Annotated in this window: 1 protein-coding gene (only partly in view); it reads right to left on the bottom strand. The window is 69.9% G+C overall.

The coding region annotated (locus ABEB12_RS20280; protein WP_345702982.1) for an MFS transporter crosses the window boundary (this coding region is incomplete at its 3' end): on the bottom strand, nucleotides 1-25,278 show 25,278 of its 69,706 nt. Its footprint runs off both ends of the window (12,332 nt to the left, 32,096 nt to the right).

Below are 25,278 nucleotides of genomic sequence, written 5' to 3'. Positions count from 1 at the left end.
TTCACCACGACGATCAGCACGCCGGTGAGCAGAACCGCGCCGATGACCGCGACACTCGGAGTTGGCACCTTGGCGGCGATCACGGTCGCGCCGGCCCCAAGCACCATGGTCACCGTGGACAACAGCGCCTTCGGACCGTCGCTTTCCTGCCCCGAGCGGTCGGTCGGCTTGTTGGTGGTTGTCCTGGGCTCGAGGCCGCGCAGCGCCCCGACCGTCATGGAAATGGCGGGCAGGAGCCGGCCCACTGAAATCTGGGCATCGTGGGCGAGCCGCTCCAGGTCCGCGTTGACCATGGCGAGGACGAGGAGGGCATCGTCAGCCCGTTCCGCCAGGTCGCTGCCGTCTTCGGCGTTGTCACGGGTGCGTTGTGCCAGAGCGACCGCCTTGGCAACCGTGGTGCGAGTGCCGAGCAACAGCTCGCGCAACTCGTCGGCGGCCTCAGGGCGGGCGGCAAGCCGCTCGACGGCCACGAAGAGCCTGACCAACTCGGCCTTCGCTTCCGCCGGGGTGGTCTGGGTCGGGGCACGGGCCTGGACCGGCGACCAGAGCAGCCGCAGCAGCGCCGCCGCCACGGCCGCGGCGATCACCACGCCCGCGACCCGTGCCGGTGTCGACCCGCCGACGAACGTCAGTGCAACCCCGCCGGCCAGCGGCACGCCCACCCGCAACCCGGTCCGCAACCAGCCGGGCAACGCCGCCGACCAGTCAGTGAACGCCTTCAGGACCGCGCCGCCGCGCGTGGGCCCGCGCTCGACGTGCTCCCCGTAGCGCTTCTTGGCGCGGAGGCTGGTGATGAACGCGGCCACCGAGAAGACACCGATCAGGACCGCCACACCGGGCCAGCCGAACAGACCACCGACGACGTTGCCGACCGTGGAGCCGACGACCTGGGCGACCTGCTTGATGAAGGTCGCGGAGGCGTAGGCCAGGTTCCGATCCTCTGCCGGCAGCTGTGCGTCGATGGTCCCGTAGAGGGCGGGCGCCATGCCGGTGATCGCGGCCTCGGCGAGGAACCCGCCCAGCATCATCCCGGCCAGGACGCCCCCGCCGGCCAGCGCCGAGGTGGCCGCGATGATGAGCCCGGCGGCCACCATGAGGCTGCCCATCAGGAACAGCGAGCCACCGCCGGTGTCCTTGCGGCCGCGCAGGTCGGCGACGACGGCGATCCCAACCAACAACGCCGCACCGGCGAGGAAGCGGTAATCCAGGACGAGTTCCCAACGGTCGTACCCGGCCGGCATCCCGAGATGCCAGAAGCCGTCGTAGAGCGAAACCGCGATGGCGATGAACCCGAGCGGCCGTGATATCGCCCAGACGAACCGCACCTTCCTTGCGGCCTCGACCCGGTCAGTGGCGTGCTTGCTGGCACGCAGCAGCGCGAACGCCCCCCACAACAGCTGCTTCAACGTCGGGCGCGTTCGGTCGGGCCGCTCCCCCGGCAAGATCAACAGGGCCACGGTGGCGACGGCCGCGATCGCCGCGGACACCGTGGCGGCGGTGGCCAACGACTCCTTGAGCAACGTGCGTTGCAGGTTGAGCATCCAGGCCAACACCAGCAACGAACCGAACATGCTGATCGCGTGGATGCTCTTCACACCCAACCGCAGCGGCTTTGCCCCGGCCTCGTCTCGGGCGGCGTTCCGTTTCGCGATCTGGTCACCGGTCCACTCGTCGACCAGGTCGGGAAGAACAGTCCAGAGCATCGCGCTGAAGCCCAACCCGAACGTCGCCGCCCACGCCAGGAACCCGGTACCGGGTGTGGTCGCCAGCAACCAATAGGACCCCACGGCCAATGCCATCGTGGCGACAGCGACCGCCCGCCTCGGCAGGTACGCCCATAGCGGCAGCAAGACCAGAGCACCGGCCAACAGCCCCCATGTGGTGGGCCAATACAACGCCGGACTCAGCACCGTCGCGGCAAAGATCCCGGTCACCGCGACGCCGGTGCCGAGAAGACCGACGATCCACAACGCCCAGCGGCGAAGCCAGTTCGCCCCGCCCGGCTCGGAGTCCGCCGGATCTGCCTCAGCAGCGTCGGCCGGGGCTTTGTGGAGGGAAAGGTCCGGCAGCCGCGGCAACGGGAGCACGACGGGGGTGACGTCTTGGCCGGGCGTCTGGATGAGGTCAACCCGGCCGAGCATGCGCTTGAGCCTGTTCAAGTACCGCGTGCCAAAGATCGCGGCGCCGATCGCGAGCACGGCCCCGCCCAAGAGGACCAGCCAGCGCCACAGCGTGTTGGTGTGAGTGGTCGTTTGCTGGCCAGTGCCCTGCGACTCGGACGTCTCGGTGGTGCTGGTGGATTCGGTCGACGGGGTCGACTCGTCCGAGCTCTGGGTGGTGCTCGGGCCTTCGCTCTGCCCCGTCTGGCTGGGCTCCGGGGTGTGGCTCGGCTCCGGAGTCTGGCTTGGCGGTCCAGGCTGGCTGGGCTGCTCGGGCTCCTCAGTTCCCGGCAGGATGATCGTGACGATGCCGTAGCCGCCGGCCGGGAGGGTCAGCACCTGGTTGGGCAGCAGCTTGTTGACGCTCTGGTGGGTGAATATCGCCGGGTTGGCGTCGGCGATCACCGCTGGGTTGACGTGGCCGTACCGCGTGAACACCCCGATCCGGGCGATGGCGGCGGTTAGCGAGTCAGCCTCGAGGCCGTTCGGCTCCGCGATGGTCCAGGTGTTGCCGGTGCCCTCGGGCATGTAGATCGTGGTGTTGACCTCGAACGGGGTGTCCAGGGTGGCCGGCCACGCGAAGTGCTGGTTGCGTGCGCGCAATGCCGCTTCGGTGGTGCCCAGCCCGACGATCCAGCGGCGCGGGGTGTCGCCTTCCTGGGTGTGTCCGACCCGTAGCTGCACTGTCCGCGGCTGCTGAGGCTGCGCGTCCCTGGTCTCCGAGGTGCCCGGCGACGTGTCCGTGTCGGCGTCAGCCTTGGTCGGCGTGTTGGTGAGGATGCCCAGTGCGGCCAGGACGAACAGCAGCCCGGTGGCGACCGGGCGGGTCCAGTTGCCGGGGGTGACCGCGCGCAGGCCAGCCAGCACGATGATGGCGGCGACGAATCCGGCGCCCGCCACCAGGGCGACGGCCCCGGTCGCGCCAAACACCAGAAGTGGCACGGACAACGCCAGCCCGCCGATGAAGAGGGTGCTGAGCAACCCCGGAGGGCCACGCGCGCCACGGATGTGGCGCGAGAGCAGCAGCGCCGCCCAGGGGACCGCCGCGGCACCAACCCCCGCCAGCAGCGGCAGCGCGGCGTCACCACCGAGCACGGCGAACCCGCCGCCCACAGACATGGTCGCGCCAAAGGCGGTGGCGAGTACCCGAACACCTCGGAACTTGGCGGTGTCCGACGTGCCCCGCGCCCCGGTGGCGCCCTGCTCCGGGGCGTTTGCGGCCGGCGACCCACCCGGGGCCGACCCGGACTCGCCATCGCCTATGGACGGCCCACCGCTGTCGTCGGAACCGTCTTGGTCGGTGCCGAACGGCTGGCCGGAACGCAGCATGTCCTCGACCCGGGCGAGCACGCGTTGGTCGCGGTCCCGGTTGAGCATGCGCTTGGCTTCGGCGGGAGTGACGAAGCGGACGGTGGCGGTTTCGCGTCCTCCTTCGACATAGGGGGTGGGATCGGGTGACAGTGGTGTTCCGCCGGTGTGGATGCCGAGGTAGTAGCGGGTGATGCCGCTGCCGCCTTGGAAGTCGCCGACCCAGGCGACGATGCGGGCGGTCAGCCCGGTTTCCTCCCACACCTCGCGGTGAGCATTCTGTTGGGTGGTCTGCCCGTTGGGGTCGAGCCGTCCCTTGGGGAAGGTGAACCGGTAGCCGCCGTAGTGGCCCTTGGGCTCGATCAGCACCAGCCGGCCGTCCGGCTCGACGATCACGATTCCGGCGGAGATCCGTCGGCTGGAGGGCAGCGGCGGCTCGGCGACGTCGACATCGGGGATCACGGCGAAGTCCGGCGCGCCGAGGGTTCCCGGCAGAGATGCCAGGTTGATCCAGCGGTCGGTGAGCAGAGCGTGCAGCATGAGGTTGAGTTGAATCAGGCCAAGCGGTCCCGCCACGCGGAGGGTTGCGGTCTCGGCGAACTCCACGGGGACGTCGGGGTGGACAACGGCGACGGACAGGACATCGCTGGGCCAGTGCGGCAAGGCGGCACGGTAGGTCTCGGCGTCGAGTGAGGCCGGCCGACTGCCATCGCGACCGTGGTGGAGATCTTCGACGAGTTGGAAGTCAGCCATCTGGTCACCACCCCCGAGGAACGAGGTGGGGGCAGCCGTGCCCGGCTCGGTGAACAGCCCGGGGAGCAGTCGCGCCAAACCGGTGATCTTCGTGGGCGGGGCCTTGGGGTGGGTGAGCTCGAATGTGTCCTGGCCTGTTTCCCGCACGACGAACCCCTCGGCCGTCGCCGCGGTCTTGAGCTCGACGAATAGCTGTGCGGCGGTCGCCTGGTCGGCGGTAGGCGCGTCCTGCCGGCTGTATGTGTGCGTGAGCCGCCCGGTGACGCCGTAGGTCTCGCTTACTGCGATCCCCGCGGCGCGGTGCGCCTCGGTGTAGTGCGCCCGCTCAAAGGAGCGCAGTTTGTTCTCCCACCGTTCCCTGCTGAAGTGATCATAAGTCGTTACGGATGCGGCCCGGGGCAAACGGACCTGCCGGCCATAGCGCCCGACCAGGAACAGCGGATCGTCGGGCGTTACGGCCAGCGCGCTGGTCAGCCGCTCGACCGTCCCGCCGGAGATGACACCGAACGGCGCGCCCAGCTGTTCTCCGAGTCGGGCCAGTGAACGTAGCAATGCGGGCACGCCGGGCAACGGCGCCTGGTCCGATCCAGCGCCGAGACCGACCAGTTCGGGGTTGCTGTCACCGACGTCAAGGGTGAACGAGCCGTCGTAGTCCCAACCGATCAGCACACCCGGGATCTGGTCGACGAACCGGCGCAGCTCGGCCGCGATCTCCTCCTCGGAGGAAATGCTCCACGTGTGGTCCCAGCCCGGACGCCCGCCGGCGAGCTCGCCGTACAGCGCGTATAGGTCGTCGCGGGCCGCCGACAACTCCTCGGCGGCTTGTCTCAGATCCTGATCGGTGCCTGCCACCCACAACCGTGCGTCTGCCGCCTCGAAGACGCGCACCGCCCGTTCGAGCCGAGCGACGAGCGTGTGTCCGTCGTCGGCGAAGTCGGATTGCTCGGGCGACGCCGGGCTCGGCTGGTCGGGCAGCTGAAGGCCGCCGAGGCGGGCGATCTCGACGCGGCGCGTCTTGAGCGTGCGGACAAGCCACTCGGTGGTGGTCGGGTCGAACCCGGCGGCGGTCACCGCGGCTTCGATCTGAGCTGGCGAGACGCCTACGACCCGTAGGGCGGAGGCCTTCATCGCCGCGCCGGTTATGTCGCCGAACACCACGGCGGCTTCCGGGTTGTTGGCCTCGGGGTCGTGGGAGCTGGCTCGGCCGCGCAGCACGTCCCACTCGGTGATGACGTCGCCGAACTTCTCGCCCTTGGGTTTGCCGCGCGCCTTGAACAGCAGCCCGCCGCCGAGGTCGACCCAGAATGGTTCGCCCTCGTTGTTTTGTGCGTAGTCGGTGAGGGTGTTTTCGCCGTGGGCCACCACGTCCCAATTGGCCAGCCAGGCGGCGGGGGCGAAACCGGCGTGCACCTTCGCCCGGTAGCGCGGGCTGCGTACCTTCTCCTCGAAGTTGTGGCGCGCGGCGGGACGGATCTTCGACGCAACTCCCAGCTGGCCGCCGGGCAGGATCGCCAGCCGCACCTCGGCGGTGTCTGTCTCGGTCAGCCGGGCCAGCACCGCCGTCAGCACCTCGTTGCGGGCGCGGTCCTTGGTGGGCGCCTGTTTTACGTAGTACTCGGTGCCGTCAGGTGCCCGATAGGTGCCGCCGGGGTTGTGGCCACGCTTCCCGCCGACCTTGCGCCAGCCACGGGTATCCACCGGGACAAACCATTCCAGCAACTCCCCGAGCAGCGCCCCTTGCCGCCCCGGGGCGGGCTGGTGGGCGGCCACCGAGGGGTTGGTGGGCAGCAGGTGCTCATCGACCCAGGTGAGCTGGTAGGAGATCCCAGGGAACGGGGAAGGAGGAGAGATACCGACCAGCACGGATCGGTGTCCTCGGGGCAGCAGGCCCTCGGTCTCGGGGAAGCCGGCCGCACCAATCCAGACGGCGCTGTCGGTGATGTAGACGTTGAGCACCGCCAGCTTCCCGTGGGACCACTTCTTGGCGTAGCCGATCGCATACTCACGGTCGAGGCTGACGAATTGGATGGTGTCGGTTTCGCGCACGTCATCCAGGGCGAATGGCCGCGCGGAGACGGAAGATCCGGCGATGATGGCGGCCGCCGCGACCGGGTCGGAGGGCAGCGGCGGCAAGGTGATGCCCCAGACCTCGCCTCGGTAGACCACCTCGACGGGGCCGCGTTCGGCGAGCAGTGCCGCGTCGTCGACGACCTCGGCCTCCCGCTCCAGCGCCGGGTCGAGCTCGTCCTCAGGCGCGTCGCTTCCCCACTGTCGCTTGCGCTGTAGGTACGCTTGTACCTCACGGTTGTTGCGTCGGAACTCCTTGATGGTCTTGCGCATCTCTTCACTGGACTCCACCACCTGTCGCCACCAGCGGGCGGACCGCTCAAGCGCCTCATCGATGGGGATCGGCCGCGCGTCGCTCAACTCGTCTGGGAGGTCGACAGCCTCAGCTTCGCGGGATTGCTGGCTTTGGGTGAGGACAACCCGCTCGGTGTGGTACCGATTCCAGGTGGCCTGAGAATCTGGGTTCTGGCGCAGCAGATAGTTCAGCGCGGGGCCGGCGTGCTTGAGCTCCACGGGGTCGATCAAACCTCCGCCAGGCAGCGGGATCTGCCCCTGCCTGGCCAAGGTGTATGCCGCGTCACGATGCGCCGCTACCGTCACCAGCAGCCGCGCGCCATGCTCCAGCAGCTCGGTGATCCGCCAGTCCTCGTCCTCGCGGCGCTTGTTGGCCTTGTCCTTGTCACGTGGCTCGATCCAGGCCAGCACACGCTGCAGCTCGTCAACCATGACGATGAGCCGGTCCAGTACCCCGGTCAGTCGCGCGGCGTCTTCACCGTTGAGGGCGGCCAGCCAGTCGACTGCTTGCGCGCGCAGCCGCGTCAGCGCCGGGTCCGGCTCGGCCGAACCGGCCTCGGCGACATCGCTCTCGGAGAACGGGCCGGGCGCGTCGGCGACCACCACCCGAACCAGCTCCCCATCCGGTGTGGAGAACAGGAATACCCGCTGGTCACCGATCGGCAGATGGTGCACCTCAAAACCACCGACGCGGGTGATCGGAGCCCGTTGCCCCGGGTCCTCGGCCAGCCAACCCGGCACCGGCGAGCCGGCCTTGACCACCACCAGCAACAGCGCCAGCCGATCCAGCGACGACGCGGCCGACCAGTACTCGCCCAGCCAGCCGGGCACCGTCCCGTCAGCGGTGGCCAGCGCCTGGGCCAACCACACCGGCGCGGTATCGCCGAAACCGTCCTCGGGCAGCCCCACAGCATCCAGCGCCTCGATCAGTGCGGTGAACACCGCCCGGTCCAGCCCATCACGCTGATCTCCGGGGATTCGCGACAGCTCACCCAGCAGATCCGTGACCCGCGGCCAGCCCGGCAGCCCCTCACCGAGCGCGGCCAGCGCCGCATACAGCCGCGAAAGCACCGCATAAATCCGCGCCGACTCGACAAGAACAGCATCAACACCAGCGGCATCGACACCCAGCGCACGTCGTTCAGCTTCGGTCAGCGTGCCCAGCGCGTTGGCCAGATCGAGCCAATCAGCGGCTCGCGCCAGCGCCGGCACAGCGCCGACGAGCGAGGCTCGGGCTTTGCCCACCGCGCGCGCCCCGAATCGGATCAGGTTGGGTGCCACCTCGGGCTTCGGGTCGGCCGGTAGCCCCGCCACACTCAGCGTCCCGGCCGTGATGAGCGCCGCTACGGCCCGTTCCCGCTCCCGCTGGTTCGGCTCGGTTCCCTCGGCCCGCCCGGCGGCCAGCGCGGTCACCAGCTCCGCGGCCAGTTCTCCCACCCGGCCCGAGCGCCCATCCCGGTCTGTGGCCAGAGCAGCCAGCAGCCGCAGCGCACTCGGCAGCTGCCGCGCCGCCAACACGAGATCGGTGGGTGAGTAGTCCTTGCCGGTGTGGCGGAACGGGAACTCTTCGCTGCCGTGCAGCCGCACCCGCAGCGTGTCCAGCGTCAGAGCAAGCTCGTCGATCAGCCAGGCCAACCGCGTGTCGTTCCCGGCCGTGGCCCGCTGGCTCGCCGCGACGCCGCGCAGTAGATCGTCCCACGTCGCCAGCACCTCGGCTATATCGCTGAACGCCGGCTTGAACGCCGCGACCAGCTCACCATCGGGATAGGTGAGCAGCAGCAAGTCCTCCATCCGGTAGCGGCCTTGCGCTTGGTAGACATCCAAGCCGTCGATCTGAGCGACCGGGTCGCCGGCGGCATGCCAGGCCGCGGCCACCGCAAGCAGCCCGAGGCGTTCGGTGGCCGACCACGACCGCCATGGCACAGGCCCGCGCGTGGGCAACTGGTCGCCCCGGACGGAGAACGTGACCGGTACCGCCGTGGGGGACGAGAGCCGTACCGATAGCACCCGGGACGGTTCCGATCGCCGCCGCAGGCGCAGAACCTCGCCACCGTCCTGCGCGTGCCCCGGGACAAATCCGGCCGGCAGATACTCCAGGACGTCCTGGACGTAGCGCTTACCGCCACGCTCGCGCTGCTCGCTTGGCGATGCCGCGCTCGACCGACGCGTCCTCGAACCCGTCGGCAAGGTGAAGCGACCCTGCCCCGTCCACGACCCGCGCGACAACGCCCAGGAGTACAACATCTTGAGCGTCCCGTGGTCGTGGTTGGCCACCAGGGTGTCGACGTCTCGGTGAGCACGGGTGGGCACGGCCAGCTCGGCCTCGGTGGGCGATGCCCGCCAGTCCGCGAGCGCGCGCACGCGGTTGAACCAGTGCGCCAGCAACAGCATCATCGTCGTCTCGGCCACGGCGGCGGCATCGACGCCGTAGACCTCCAACGCCCCGGTGACCGGGTTCCACCGCACCCCAGCGGTGACCGGCAGCTCGGTGCCCGGGTCGACCACCACCCCGGACTGCCGGTGGAACTCGATCAACGGCAACCGTCGCCAACCCCGCCACCCGGCGCGCAGCCGCAACGCCACGATCCCAGGCCCCGACCGCCGACCGGCCAGCAACTCCCCGCTCGCCCACCCCAACAGCACCGGCAACACAACCCCACGCGCTTCTCTTGGCGCGTCAGGCCGCCAGTCGATCTCGCCTGGGACATCCCATCGAGGGCCACCCAAGGCAGCCAGCAGCTCCTCGTCCCACACCCGCGAATCCGAGCCCTCCGGCAGCCGCAACCACCCGCGCCGGGCCAGCCACCGCCAGTGGTTCAAGGCGTCTTCCCGCGGATACAGCCACCTGGTGTCGGGCATACGTGGTGAGTCGTCCCAGCTGTTGAACCGGTCGTGCCTGTCGGAGTCCCACCGGCCGGCCTTGATGTGTTCCTGGCGTTCCCAGACCCGAGCGTCGGTGGTATAGCGGTGGCCATCGACCTCGACGACGGTCAACCGGTACAGCAACCCGGGCACCTCGGGCACCTGAATCTCGGCGCCCGCCAGTGCCTTGGCCAGCTTCCGCTCGGACACCACGACCAGATCCGCGTCTTCCTTGGGCAGCTGGCGCCGCACCCGCCACGACCGCAACGGGGTCAACGTGGGCAATACCTCGCGCAGCGCGTCAACCTCGACTACCCGCAACTGCCCCACCCGAGGCGCAAACCTGTCCGGCTCGCCTCCGTCGGTGAACCGCTCGTCATCGAGCTCACCTTGCCGGTGGAAGCTCAGCACCAGTCCCCCGGTGGGCTCGACCGGCAGAGGTTGGTCGTTCTGCTCGAGGTCTTCCTGGTGATGCCGGCGTACTTCGTCGGCCTTGGCGGCGAACTCGGTGGCAAAGGCGAGAGCCGCCCGTCCGAACACCCGCTGCAGCTCGGTCCCCGTCCCGGGGAAGGCATCCCGGATCTCCGCCTTGACCGGGCCGGTGTCCGCGAAGGCCGCGATCACCTGGTCGAGGAACGACCCGACCATGCGCAGATCGGACAGAACCCGCAGCGGTACCCACTCGGAGCTGATCCACTTTGTGTCGCGTTCACCGCCGCTGACCGCCAGCCGCGCCACCCACGGCGCCTGTGCCGAACTGAACCCGGCCCACGCCGCGAGGTGCGAGGCCACCAGCGCATAGACCTCCAACCCATCACCACGCATGGCGGGGAAGACGTGCAGCTCCCGGGTGCCGTCAGCGGCGATCTCCACCCGGTACTCGCCGGCGACATCGAGGTGCCTGATCTGGTCGCTGGTCAAGTCGCCTCGGGACCGGTGGAGGACCAGCTTCGGCAGATCCGCCGCCGTCCGGCCGGTCTTCTCGAGCAGCTCGGTGACCGCCGGTCCGTCGTACTTGCCTGAGATCAGCTCGAGGGTGACCGCTCGCCACAACGTGGCCAAGTCGAGTACCAGCTGGCCGGCATCGGCGGGCAGCACAGGTAGGGACCGCCGCGTGCTGATCTCCCACTCGTCATAGTCAATCACCGCGCCGCTGGGCCCGTGCCGGCTGCTCGACCGAACCCTCACCCCTGGAATCGGCCCCAACAACCCAGCCGTGGGGTCCGCGTCAGCCAGCAACGTTGCGCGCGGCCCGCCCTGATCTTGCCGCCCGCCGAGCGTCACGGCGCTGCGCAGCCGCGCCCGCCCGGGCAGCCAGCCGAACATCCCGGCGGCGGCCACCGTGCCCGGTGCCACCCCGTGCTGGACCGCCAACACCACCACCGCGCTGATCGCCACACCGACCAACGCGGCACCGGCCACCGCCACCGCGGCCACCACCTGCTCGCCGGGTATGCCATTTGCCACCGCGCCGCCATGAGCGTGTCCGGCCCGCTGGTTCTCCGATCGTCCGCCGGCCACGTGCAACCGCGCGGCGCTGGCCAACAGCCCACCGGGGAAAGCGAGCATGATGAGCGATCCGGATGGTTCGATCACCCCGGTCGAGACCAGCCAGAGCCCGACGAGCGCGCCCAGCGTCGCGCCACCGGCCACGTAGGCGATCGTCCGAGCCAACACCTGCAAGACGACGCCGTTCCACCACGGGGAGATAGCGCTGGAGTCGGCCGGCTCCGCGTGAGCGCGCAGCCAACGCCGTACCGGTGAGTCGATGCGGATCGACCCGGCGACCGCGAAGAACACCGCCACGATCACCAGCACGTTCGGTCCCTTAGCCGCGGCCAACGCGCCGAAGGTGACCGCTTGCCCCGCGGCCATGAGCAACAAGCCCCGGAGGTTCATCCAGGCGGCGGGGTCCTCGACCGCATTCGCCGGGATCTCGGCGTCACGCCTGGTCGGCTCGGGAGTTTCGGTGGGTACCGTGCTGCTCGGCGGAGGTTTGAGCTGGCGCAACAACTGAAGCAGATGCCCCCGAAGCACTAGGAAGATCAGGCCGCCCACCAGGAGGACACCCGCTACGACCTGCAAGTTCTGGTAGGCGGATGCCCAGTCGAGCAGCCCTGCCGGCCCATGATCGGCCGCCGGGAGCATCTGAGCGGCCGCGTTCATCGGCTCGGCGGTTGATGTGTGGTCGCCGAGCAACCCACTGAACGCCACCATCGCCGTCGGCGTGGCACCCCCCGAGCCCGCGCCGTGGCCGTCGGGGTTCCGCACGTGGAGGCGCACGGCTTCGATCAGCTCCTCGAACTCCTCCGCACGCGGGCCGGCGAACGACCACTCCAGGCTCAGCCGCGCCCTGGCCTGCCCCAGGATCTGCCGGGACGTGTAATCGGGAATCGTCCAGGACTGATCCAAGGCCGATACCAGCTCACCAATCCCCGGCCCGAACTTGTAAAGGTGGGCGTTCGCGTTCCCCCAGACCTTCCAAACGTCCCGCTCCTCAGTGGCCAGCCCCAGGTCCACCAGCTCGAGCAGCTGTAGGTAGACCACATTGTCGGTGTAGCCGCCCTGATCGCGAAGACTTGCCACGGTGACCCCAGCCGGGGCGGCCGCGACAGTGGTCAGGAAGCCGAGCGGTGCCTTCGCCGAAACGCCGCCCGACTCGTCGGTCCGAGGACCAGACACGTCGCGCACCGCCGCGAGTCCGTCCCTGACCTCGCTGAATGTCGCCGGCTGATCGATCACCAGCGCAAATTCCTCAATCGCCGTCCGGTAGTCACCGCGCGTTCGCGACCCAATGGCCGCAAGATCGCGCAGCAACACCCATGCGGACATCGTGGCTCGGTAATGGATGCCGCCGGAGCGGACGGTGCGGGTGAGCAGCCGCAGCTGGACCAGCCTTTCCAGCGGTCCCAGCTCCGCGCCGACCGACACGAGAATGCCCGATGCGCGAACAACCTTGTGCAACAGAGACCACATCGGGTTGGTGCCCGAGTACACCGGCAGCGACCCCAGCGCGTCCTCGTGGATCTTGCGCAGCTCGGACACGAGAGCAAGGAACTCGTTAGTCGGCGCCTTCCCCCGTTGCAGGGTGAGAGTCCCATTGCGGAGCATCCCGGCAAGCCGCCACAGTTTGTCGAAAGTGTCCGGGTTCAGTTGGTTGGGCAGATCGTCCAGCGCCGCCCACAGCCACCTGAGGAACTCCGTACCGGTGGAGCGCTCCGGACGACCGCCAGTCGTGATCAGGCCTGACCAGACTTCGCCCCCTCTTGGCGCCAGGGTCTGCACACGAGTGTCGACCCGGCCCGGTGGCACGCCACCCAGCTTCGCCAGCTCCGCACGGGTGCGGCGCTCCGCGAGGATCGCATCGAGCATCTGGCCGACCGAGCCCCTGGGGAACAGCCGGAAGGCGCCGGCCAGCGGGCCGCCGTCGATCTTGGCGATGCGCTTCAGCGGGTCCGCGAAGTCCTGCTCGATGGTGTCAACGAGCCGTGCGACAACCGGCCTCATCAGCAGCACGCCGAACGCCCTCAACGCGGCCAAGTCCTGATGGTGATAGCCGATCGGGTCGTCGACCGTGACCAGCAGGCCCGGGACGTGCTCCGCCAACCGGTAGCGGCGGCCCGCGCTCCACAACAGGCCCACCCGTGCCAGCCCGCTCATCCAGTTCTCAATCGCCCGCTCACTGACGCCATCGAGCAGGCCGGCAAGATCCTCGGCAGTCAACCAGCCCGGGTGATGATCAAGGAACTTCTCCAGGACAGCCCGGAGCGAACCTCTCGGTATCAAGTCCGCCGGCGGATCGGGCAGACCGAGCAGCCCGCGCACGGCACCCACAACCTCATGCGTCGGCACCGCACTCGGCCTGTTCGGAGAGAGCCACGGCCGGGCCGAGTCCAGGGCCTTCGGAGATCGAGCCAGCAGCTCGGACAGCTGCTCTGACGCCTGGTAGCGGACCTGGGCGCGACCGCGCGGCAGGGCTTCGACAACCCGGACGACCAGTCCGGCCCTAAGCAACACGACCAGGCGATAGTCGGGCCAGTGCGGGTTGATGTCGGGGAACTGCTTGGCCAACTCCCGCAGGGGCGCTCCGTGCCTCTTCGTGACCACCGCGTCCAACAGCCGACCGGGCGTCGTGGTGACCGCGGGCGTTGGCGCCGCGACGACCGCGGGCGCTGGCGCCGGCGCCGGCGCGTTGCGCCGCTTCCTCGTAACCTGGGGCTCGGCGTAATACGGCGCCGCCTCGTCCGGGGTTCGAATCGGAAGTCCGTGCCGAAGCAGAGTCCACTCGAGCGTATTCGGGTGCATCTCGAGCTCACGGGCTACGCGGCGTATGGACCATGGCCTGCTGCGGCTGCCCAAATAGAGGCCGAACGCCTCCACGATGTCCTCGGAGAAGCCCTGTTCCAGCAGTTGCGCCAGCACCGAATCACGCAGGGCTTGATTCTTGATCAGCCGCTCGGCCACCTCGGGGGTGAGCCGCACCAGCTCCTCGGTCTCGCCCGGTCGGCTGAGATTGACAAACACCACGACCGGCTCATGAGCCAGGCGCGCGGGGGTCCGCACCGGAAGACCACGCCGATGAAGCGCCGACCGCAGCCCGCTTTCCTTCAGCCCTATCCGCGATGCAGCCTCGGCGATGGACAGCATCGTGCCGCCGCTGCCCCAGTACAAGAGGAAACCGTCCACGACGTGTTCCGGCACGCGCTGCCGCAGCAGTTGCGCCCGCACCGAAGCACGCAGGTCTTTGTCCCCCTTCAGGCGCTCGGCCACCTCACGAGTGAGCACCACCGGCTCCTCGTCGTCACCGAGGCGGACGAACATCACCGCCATCCCCATCAACCCCGCGGGGTGGGCGTCGACCAAGCCGACCAGCGCCAACCCGAACAGGCCGACAATCGCGGCGGCGGCCACCGCGGCCAGACCCGGTCCCGAGCCGGTCGGCGAGCCTCGCGCCGGCCGGCCCGTTCGGTCGGGCGACAACAGACGGCCGGGGAAGGCGAGAACTATGCCGAGCGCGCCAAGTGCTCCGATCACCCCGGTCGAGGTCAGCCAGAGCGCGATGAGCGAGCCCAGCGTCGCGCCGCCGGCCGCGTAGACGATCAGCCGAGGCAAGTCGTACCAGAGGAGGTCCTTCCACCACGGTGAGATGGCCTCGGAGTCGAGCGGTTTCGTCCGAGCGCGCAACCGGAGGCCGATGCGGATCGACCCGGCGAACGCGAGAATCACCGCCGAGATCACCAGCATCTTCGGTCCCCACACCGTGGTCAACCGGCCGAAGGCGAGTGCCGGGTCCACGACCAGGTTGAACCAGAGCATGGGGCTCATCGAGGGGGTGGAGCCCCCGGCCACATCCGTGCCGGGCGTCTCGGCCTCGTGGCCTGGGCGGCGGCCGACACCCTCCCTGGCAACCCACTCGAATTCCTGAGCAGCCCAGTCGCGGAAGATCGCCGGGGCCGTGCTGGAGGTCACCCACTTGGTCTTGAGGACTGGGTTGACCATGACCAGCGAGGCGAACTCACCGAGTTCGGTCAGGGCGTCGGCCCGGTCCCGCAGAGCCAACGCCAGCCAGGAGGCCACGTCGCTGTCGTGGCCACCAATCTTTACCTCCAGGGTGGTGAGTCGGAGACCCTCGAGCTCGTTGCGGAGCCGCTTCTCGAGGATGCGGGCGGCGCCGCCCCTGACCAGCCGAATGGCGTCCCGATGGTCGAGCAGCTCGACCAGAACCGCGCTCAGCTCGCGGAAGGCCGCGGTGGGCTGGCCAGCATCGAGCCAGTCGGCGGCCCGGTTGACCCGGTGCACGATCCGCCGCGACGGCATTTCGGCCAGGCCCACCAGGCCTCGACCGTCAACCCCGGGCCGGAGCAGGTCGAGCAGCTCCTTGCGGATGCGGTCCGCCTTGTCGGCTTCGGCGATGCCTCGGTCGCGCACGTACTTGGGCAGGTTGCGGTGGGTGGCCGCCGCGCGCAACCGCGAGATGACCTCACCGGCCGACGTGAGCAGCTCGAATGCGTAGTCACCCAGGTCGGTACCGCGCCGGTAGCCGGCCGGCGGGTTCCCATACCGGTCGGCTGCCAGCATGGCGGCCTGCAGCCATTCCGACACGTGCTTGACGAGCCGGTCGACGGCCTGCTTCGGCGTCTCCCCGAACACCGGGAGAACGGGCGCCGGAGAGATCAGCTCACCCGTCCCGCCCCACAGTGCGCTCTTCATGTGCTCGACAACACCGGCCGAGGCCGCACGCAAGGCCGCTGCGAGTTTGTCGAGATCCGCACCCTCGGGCGCATCTTCGACCAGCCTGGCGACCGCCTCTGCCAGACGCCAGAGCTGGCTGCCTAGGAACGCTTCGGCGGTCATCTTGATGTGCACCGCCCCGGACTGGGTGTAGAGCTGCTCCAGCTCGGCGATGGCGGTGGCCGCCCGTTGGCTCGCGGCTTCGTGGTCCCCGTCGTCGAGCAGGTCCGCGGCGCGACCGAACCAGCCGGCGATGCGCGCGGCATCGGCCAAGATCTCGGCATCACTCCTGGTCGGATTCGGCGTTTCGGTGCGAGCCGTCTTGCTCGGCAGGGGTTTGAGCTGGCGCAACACCTGCAGTGCATGCCCCCGAAGCACCACGAGGATCAGGCCGCCGACCAACAAGATGCCCCCTGCGACCAGCCACTGCTGGTTCGCGAACACCCAGCCGAGCGGACCCTCGGCATCTCCCTGCGCGATATGGCCGGCGACCTCGGCGCGGGCGGTTACGGCGGCCGGGCCCACCGCCATCAACCCGGCGGTGGCTGTCACCACAGCCACGCCAAGTCCGAGCCACTTGCCGAGCGCGCGCAACCAGCCCCAGCGCCCGGCTGTGCTGCCGGTCGGGACCAGCAGAGCGGCCAGCAGGAAGGCATTGCCGGCCATACCGACCACGGTCAGTAGAGCCACACCGACCGGACCAGCCGCGATGGCGGCCAACACGGTTCCAGCACCGGCCGCCGCCGCTGCCGCGTGGACGGTGACCCACCGAGCTCGTAGCCACCAGCCCCCCCGCCAAGCAAGCCAGGCCAGCACCGCGGTCGTCGCGGTGACCCACAAGACCACTGGTCCCCATAGCGCGGCCGCGACCGCGCCGAGCACAAACGCGAGCCACAACCAACGCTTCCACGGCTTGTTCAGCTTGATCGGGGCCAGCACGACCTTGTCGAATCGATCGATCCGGAGAAGCGTGTGATCGATCTCGTCGAACCTCGCCCAGTGCTGGTCTATCCAGCGGACGCCGATGTCGTCGAATCCGCCGCCGATGCCCTGGCCACGGACGCGCGGGGCAGGCGCGAGCCAGCCACGGGTCTCCCGAGGGACAAGGCGGACGAGGTCGGGCTCGACCCAGGTCGGCGGGCCGAACCGGTCGCCGGCGGTTCTGCCCCACTCCCAGCCATGCAGCCGCGGATTCAGGGTGGGTGGCGGGGCCAGGTCCTGCCACGACCAACCCACCGGCCGCGTCTGCTCTTGCGGGCCGGGGTGGCGGTTGGTGAACGGGTCGCGCAGCAACCGATCCCTCTCGTCGCGGAAGAACTCATGGGCCGCGCCGCGCCGCAACTCGTCAATCACGACTTCGGCGGCATTGGCTCGCTCGGCCAGCCGGGCGAACACCCTGTCCGCCGGGCCCTTCCGCAGGGCCTCCCGCACGGTGTTGAGCAGCTCCCCGAGCTCCGGCAGCTGCATCAGCACCGAGATCGGGCGGACCGTTCCGCCGGCCAGCTCATCCAGCCGTGCCTCGAGCTGGTCAAGCTGGGCGGCGGTCTCGTCGGCGAGTGCCGGCTCGCGCGGGAGAAGCCCGAGGGCCTCCGCCTTCGCGGTGGTGATCTCGATGGCTTCGGCGAGCAGCTCCCCTGGGCCGACCAGCTTGGCACCGAAGGGTCCAGAGTTGCTGACGAGCCCGAAGAGGCGTTCCGCGTGGTAGGCGCCGCCTCCGGAATGACCCCCGGGGGCGTGCGCGCGGGCCAGTCGGCCGTTGTCTCGGCTCGGCCCGATCGTGGTGCGCCGGTCGAACCCGAGGTTGCCGGTGATCTCGAACGGAGAGCCATCGGGGATCGGGCCGGTGCCGATCTCGGCGATGGATGGGCCTACCCCAGGCCCGTAGACGTCCGGCAGGGTGGGCACGATCAACAGCGCGAACTCGAGGGTGCCCTTGTACTGGGGGGCCTGTTCGGCGAGCAGCCGGTTGCGGGTGAACTCGTCGAGCTCGGCCCGCACCCAGCCAGTGACCGGCGCCAGGCCTCTGCTCAGATCGCCAACCACCATCTCCGCGGGTGTACGGCCGTCAACCACGTGCAGCACGGTGGCCACGGTGTAGACCCCGACTCGGACGCCGCTCCCATGCCCGTTCGGGAGCTGAACGCGAACCGTGCTGTCCCCGGAAGAAGTGATCGTGGCCGGCGAGCCGGGATAGACGTTGTCCAGCCACGTGCCGGTCGCATCGATGTCCACCGCGAGCTCGAAGCCGTCAGTGGATGCGCGGGCCCACGGCTGAACCTGCTCGAGGTGTTGTGCCCACAGGCCGTCAGCCACTGGCCGAGGTGCGCCGAGTGTGCCGTGTTCCCAGCCGTCAGCGAGGAACGCGAACAACAGCTCCGCGAACGCGGGTTCTCCCCATCCGTCGGGTGTGGCCCAATCAATGCTCTGCCCGCGCAAAGTGTGGATCTTCGTGGCCAGCGGTCCGCCGAAGCTGGAGGTGTCGAGACCCCGGATGAGCAGCGCGCCTCGTCCCGGCGCGGAGGAGTCCAGCCGCAACACCAGGGTGCCGTCGTTCCGCACGACCGCGGTGAAACCGGCGGCGATGGCAGCCGGATCAACCGCCCACACCCGGGTGCCATCGGTGCCGAGCCAGGGGTGCGCGGCGATCGCGGCGGCCAGCTCGCCGCTGGACAGCCTAAGAGCGGCGGACAGCATGGACGGGATTGCCGCGTCCACCTGGCCGCGCCGCAGCTCGTCGACGATGCGCTGCCCCTGAGTGCGGGCAGCGGTAAACGGTCCGAGCCCGTCCAGCTCGGTCACCGCCGACACACCCCGCGAGCTGAGGATCTTCTCGAACAGCCTACGACGCTGTTCGGGCGTCCAATCCTGGTCAAGAACGGCGAAGACCTCGGCGTCCGTCACCCACCGGCCGGAAACCCGGTACGCCACCACATCGTCGAGCGGCTCCGTCCGGGCGCCTTGGATCTTCTCCTGGGCCACTCGAGCTTCGGCCACGCGGTCGATCAGCCCGCCCAGCACAACCAAGCTGAAGCCGGCCGGCAGCTCAAAGTCTGGCCCGAGCGCTGCCCATGCTCGGAACTGTTCGCCGGAGAGGACTGTCTGGGGTTCGGCAAGCAGGGCGCTCATGTCCAGCGCGAGCCGCTGGACGATGTCTAGCTCGGCGTCCTGTATCCGGGCAACCCCCGTGACAAGGTCGCGGCGAAGGGTGACGTACCGCCGTGCCAGGAACTCCGACCAGCTCTCCGATTCGTCGTTCGGACCGAGCAGATTGCCGCCACCCGCCAGCACGATGGCGGCCAGGAGCCTCGGCTCGCCCGTCCACCCCGCCAGCAATGCCGAGGCCACCATCGCCACGAACGTGCCCACGCCAACCCAGGCGATGCCCAGGACGACCCACTTGCCGAGCGCGCGCAACCAGCTCAAGCGACCGCGCCGCGGTGACGCCGGCTTGACTCCATGCTCCAGCTCGTGCCGCGTCAACATCTCGCGGAGGCCACTGGTTTCCAGCACACCCTCGAGCAACCCAGCGGGCACGACCATGATGGGCAGGCCGCCAAGGCGCTCTGTGCGGTGCACCGGGGGCGGCAGCATCTCGGCGATGGACTCCGCCCAATCCTCGGGCAGCCGCCAGGCAGCAGGTCCGCTCGCGCGGAAGATCTCCCGAGCGTTGAAGACACCGGGCCGGACTCGGTCGAGCCACTCCTGCCGGGTGCGCTCGGCGGCCTCAACCTGAGCCTTGGCGCGGTCGCGGGTGGTGTCGGTGAGTTCCGGATGGGTCGCCGCCTCGGCCAGTTGCGAGATGGCGCCGGCCAATGACTCGAACATCTCGAGGGCGTGGTGCTGCTGCTCCACACCCCGTACGCGGCCCGGCAACGGAGTGGCGAACCAGCTGCCAGCCTTCGCCGCCTCGAGCAGCCAGACGGACACCTTCTTGATCAGGCGGTCAACGGCCTGGTTCGGGGTTTCCCCGGCCGGGGCGTTCAGCGCGGCCGGGTAGGACTGGTAACTCGTCGGCCCCCACAGCACGCTCTTCACATGTGCGACGACCCCGGCCGAGGCGTCGCGCAGCGCCCAGAGCTCGACCGACCGTTCCCCCTGGTCGAGGAGTTCTTCGAACGAGTACAAGGTAAGCGCGGCCGTGTTGACGTCCAGGTTGGCAATGGTGCGTTCCAACGCCCCGAACCCGCTGCCCAGGTAGAGCGGCGCGGTGTCCTCCAGGGCCGACATCCCCAGCTCGGAGTAGAGCGCCTTCAGCTCCTCCATGGCCGCCGCGGCCTCCCGGCTCGCGTCCTCGTAGCGCCAGTCCCTGAGTAGGTCCGCCGCGAGGTCGAGCCGACCCGCGATGCGGTTGGCGTCAGCCAGGATCTCCTCATCGGACCTGGTCGGTCTCGTGGCCTGATCGGTAACCGGCACAACGACTGGTTCGTGCCCCGCGAGGTTTTCCCGGCCGGACCGGCGGTTGATCAGTACCAAGCTCGCCACGAGGACAACGGCGCTCACGGCGGCGACGGTGATCAGCCCGGGGGTCGTGCCGAGCCAGTCCCGCATCGAGAAACCACCGTGTGACATGCCCGGTAGTGGTGCCTGGTGCCCGGCCGGCGTGTGGTGCTGGCTCAGTGGTCCGCCCAGCAGCGCCAGCCCGAGTGACGCCGACCGGTGTTTCCGGCCGGTCCCGTCGCCGGTGGGCTGTTTGCCGGTGTGGAAGATGACGTCGGCTTGCGGCTTGCCGAAGCCGATCTTGGCGCCGTCCCACAGCGGCAGCGCGAGAACAGGCTTGTCGTCGCGGAGTTCCCAGTGGCCCAGCTTCTCGCCGTCGATCTTCTCGCCGTCCGCGAACGTGCCGTTATCGGAGCCGACGTGGTACAGAATCCAGCCCCCCTTGTCGGCGTGGAACTCGACCTCCGCGTGACGGCGCGACGTCCGACGGCTTTCCGGGACCTGGATGTGGTTGTCAACTCCGCGTCCGATCGTGTGCGTCTGGCGCGGGGAGAGCGGGAACGCCTCGCCGTCCTCGATCCGCGTAATGCGCGGGCCCGAGGCGGTCTTGTCACCGAACAACCGGTGGACGAGCCCCCTCCGGGGATGTGGTGCCGCAGGCGGCTGCCGCAGCAGTGACTGGTTGAAGCCCAGGTTGCCCAGCCGCTCGCGCATGCTGCTGACCTGCCACGAGCCAGCCGGCATCGTGTGGATGAGGATGTCGTCCGGCATGACCGGCCAGAGCAAACGGCCGAGCTCCCTGATCTCATCGACGTGCTGACGCCGCTCGTCGTCGCTCTTCAGGGCGTGGAACCAGCTGTGCAGCGACCACACCTCGGGAGCGAGCCTGACCAGCGCATCCCAGAAGGCCAGCGGGTCACCTGTGCGCAGGGCGGCAAGTCGCTCGGCCCGGTACAGCAGCGTCGACCAGTTGGGTGCCGAGTGCTGACGCTCCCACTCGAGCCGGAACGAATCGTCCGGCAGCAGCGCCTCGTTCGGGTTGGTGCCGGCGAGCAGCGCGCGGAACACCCGGGCGTCCAGATAGATCGAGCCGTCCGGCGCCAGGTAGTAGTACATGTCGTGCGGACCGTTGTAGGCCCGCTGCAACCGCGCGGTGAGGTCTTGCATCACGACCACGCCACCTTGGCCGTTCGGGTTGCGGATCCGCGCAACCGGAACCGACTCGCTGATCGCCTTCTCGGCCTTGCGCCGGTCGTCCCCGTCGAAGCCCCGGTGAGTGGCTCTCGGGTTGATGTGCAGCTGGTCAAATATGCCGGCCCCCGGGCGAATCGGCGTGCCGATCGCCGCGTTGGGGGCGAGGACGACCGCCGTGGTGTGGTCCTTACCGCCCGCGCGGAGGGCGAACTCGACGATCGCCCGGGCGGCGGCGAGCGGGTCGGTCATCCCGTCGAGCACACCGAACAGCTCGACGGCGCCCTCCGAGAGGTAACGGGCCACGCCGTCGGTGACCACGACCAGCCACTCGTCCTCCTCCAGCGGGAAGGTCCGCGCCCGCAGGAAGCCATCGGGCAACAGGTCGCTGAGCAGGCCCTCCGGCCAGGCCTGCTCGCCCAACTCGTACGTGGGCTGGTTGACCTGGGTGATCCCGCGGCTGGAGACGCGGAAGACCACGTTGTCCCCGGTCGCCAGCACCGTGGCCTGGTCACCGCCCTCGGGCGACGGGGTGATCAGCACCGACGTGTAGGTGGTTGCCGAGCGCTTGCCGTCGACCGACCGCAAGGCCGCGACCACCCGGTTGGCCACCCGAGCCGCGCGCTCGCTCAGGCGCGCGGGCGCGCCCAGTGCCGCCGGTAGCGAGCTGAGCTCGACGGCCGCGCCGGCCTTGGTGGCGCCGTGCGAACCCCTGTACGGCTCGTACGACTTGCCCGCCCCGTCGCCAACCTTCGCGATGTAGCGGCCATCCGCGGCGGTGAGGACGGCCGCGTCCTCATTGTTGCCCCGCACACCACCGCTGGAGACCACCGCACCGGTCCAGCCGTTGCCGCTCACGACGAACGACACGTCGTCCCGGTCAGCCGCGGTCCGGGTACTGACGAACGGCGCGCGCATGCTTCCGCCGCCCGGCAGGTACACCGGCTGACCCAGGCCGAGATCGGCCGGGAGCCGGATGTCGCCCAGCCGGAAGCGACCCGGTCCGATCTTGGTCAACCGCAGCTCGATGCGGCTGGTCACGCCACCGGTCATCATGGCCGGCGTGAGCGCGACCGGGCGGTCTAGGTCGAACTCGACCTTCTCGTCGGCAAGCACCAGACCGGCGTTCGCGGCCAGGCCGAGCAGCCAGAGCAGCCAGCGAGTCCGCTCGACCGGGTCGAGCGAGCTTGGCAGCCAGGCCAGGGCGTCGTCGACGATCTTCGTCAGCCGCTCGCCCTCGATCACCAGCGTCTGGTTGGCGCCGAACGACAGCTCGAGCACCACGTCGTGCGCCCTCGGCCGCTGCACCGTCGGCCGGTGCTCCACCCGCGCGGCGAACCCGGCGGCGAGCGCACCTGCCGGCACCGCCCACACGCGGTTGTCCGGGCCGAGCAGCAGCTCCGACTCGCGCTCGATCAACGCGCGCAGCCCGTCCTCGGTCAGGTCCAGCCAGTCGGCGGCCTCGGAGAAGTACTGAGGATCGGACCCGGCGACCCTGGCCGAGTGGACGGCTTCCTGTCGCTTGTCGAACGGGTTCGGATCGGTTTCCATCTGGTTGGTGACCGCGGCGCGCAGCGCGTCCAACCGCGTCCACGCGTCGCCCAACGCCCCCGCCGGCCCGGCCAGGAGCGCCTCGACCGTCAGCCGGATCATGGCCAGTTCGGCGTGGGCCAACGCGACGGCGATCCGCTCCAGCATGCCTGGCAGGTGCCGCCACTCACCGTGCTCGCGGTGGCGCTCCGCCTCGGCCAGCAGTTCCAGCGCGTCCGGCAGGGCCGTCGCCCGTCGAACGTGCACGCGCGCCAACAACCAGTGATCGACCCAGATCTGCGCGTCGGCCAGGTGAGCGGCCTCGCCCAGCGACTCCCAGGTGCCGTCGGCGTGGCCTTCTTCGTGGCCGACCAGTCCCCGCCAGAACGCCCTGCCGAGCAGCCCGGCGTCGGTGAGCGCCATGAGCTCCGCCCAGGTGTGGGCGAAGGCCACCAGCTTGCCGTCGTGCCGGAACAGCAGCAGGTCGTCCGGGACGTTGCCCAGCCCGCGTGCCTGCAGCTCGGGCCGCGCCAGCTCGGCGTCGAGCAGCTCAACCGGCGGCGCCGGGATGCCGAACGGAATCGACCGGATAACCGGCAACACGAACCGTCGCAGTTCGGGCAGCGCGTCGCCAAACGCCCTGGCGGTCTCGGAATCGAGCCCCGCCGCGCCGTCGTGCTTGTGGTGACCGGGCCGGTCGGCCACCCGGGGCGTCCGGGTAGCCGACCGGGGCTCGGTCGGGTCGTCAGCGGTTGCTGTACTTCTCCCTGCGGCGGAGCTCCATTGCCACGCTGCGGTGGTCGGGGCTGCAGTAGCGAGCCTGCCCCTCCCGCCCGGGGTGCTCGGGAATCGGCCGGCAGCAGCCAGGAAGCTGGCAGGTCGCCGGGTCGTGTTCCGGAGTGCGCGTGTCACCCATGACATTCCTCCAGTTGCGGCGAATCGAATTGCGAACAGGGCGCCGGCGAGCGCCGGCACCCCCTCCCACCAGCCGCTTTGCGGCTCAGTTGTGGTGGGGAGGTCGGCGGCGCTCAGCACGGCCCCGAAGGCGGTGCCGGAGATACCGAGGAGGGCGGGCACCAGGAAGGCGCCCAGCACGAGCAGCCCGACGATGGCGAGCCGTCGGCCGCTGAACGCGGCGCGGGCAGTCGTCGAGAGGTGGTGAAGATGGGTCCGGAGGCTGCGTTTGGCAGCGCCGGTGAGGCCGTCGCCGGCGATGGCCGGGAGGACGGCGGCGGCGAGGATCGTGGCGTCCGCGTTCGGTGCGGCCAAGATGACGCCCAGCACGGTGAGGGCCGCCAGCACGCCGCCGGCGATCCACCGCGCCCGGTGCGCGGGCGGGGTGACCGCGCGCAGCCCGGCCAGCACGCTGACCGCGGCAACCGGTCCGGCCATGGCCGCGACGGCGAAGGGCACGGTCGCGTGGCTCAGCCCGAGCGTCAGGGCGAGCACCGCCGCGCTGGTGAGCAAGGTGAGCACCAGCCCCGGAGGACCACGCGCCCGGTGGAAGGGGGTCACCTTGCGCACGCCGGCCCAGACGAGCAGCGTCACGCCGGCCCCGAGCAGCAGCGGCGGGCCGGCGTCGTCGCCGAGCACCGCGAACGCACCGCCCAGCGGCACGGCCGCACCAGCGCCGGCGGCCAGTACCCGGGCCGAGCCGAGCGCCATCAGTGACACGACTACCGCCAGTGCCCCCATCACCACGGCGGGGACCCAGCCGTCGAACAACTCACCGAGCAGCCCGGCCCCCCAGGCGCTGAGCGGGACGGCGCCGCTGAATGCCAGCTGGTAGAACCCGGCGACCCGGCCGCGCTGCGCCGGGTCCGGCACCGAATCGGTGACGTAGGTCAAGGAGCCGTTGGCGAAGACGATCAGCGCGGCGCCAGCGGGAAGCAGCGCCAGCAGCGACCAGATGAAGCTGGGCAAGAGGCCCGCGGCCATCAAGGACATCCCGAACACCGCCGCGGCGGCGTACACCCAGCGCGGCTGGAGGGTGCCTTGCTTGCGCCCCAGCCAGAACAGCGTGACGAACGAGCCGACGAACGAGCCGAAGGTCACCGCGCCGGACAGCAGGCCGAACGTGCTGGCGTCGCGGTAGAAGTTCTCGGCCAGCAGGGGCAGCGTCACGTTCAGGGTGCCGAACCCGAACGAGGCCACCGCGAGGACCACCAGCAGCATCTTGACCAGGGCCGGCCGCCGGCCCACCTCGTGCAGCGTCTCCCCCAGGTGACCAAGCACGGTCTTCAGGTGGCCGAGCGCGGTCTCCCGTGGCTGATCGGGCAGCGGTGCACGGCGCGGCTGTGGCGACGGGAAGCGCTCGAGCGCCAGCGCCACCATCCCGAGACCGAACGCGTTGAGCAGGAAGACCCCGTCGGCGCCAAGGAACTCCATCAGCGCCCCACTGGCCACGACGCTCGCGGTCCGCACCAGGCTGTTGGACATCGCGGTG

The sequence above is a fragment of the Actinospineispora eucalypti genome, assembly GCF_039543365.1.
Taxonomy (GTDB): Bacteria; Actinomycetota; Actinomycetes; order Mycobacteriales; family Pseudonocardiaceae; genus Pseudonocardia; species Pseudonocardia eucalypti.
Note: the sequence above shows the minus strand (reverse complement) of the source record. Positions and strands in the feature narration are given on the sequence as shown.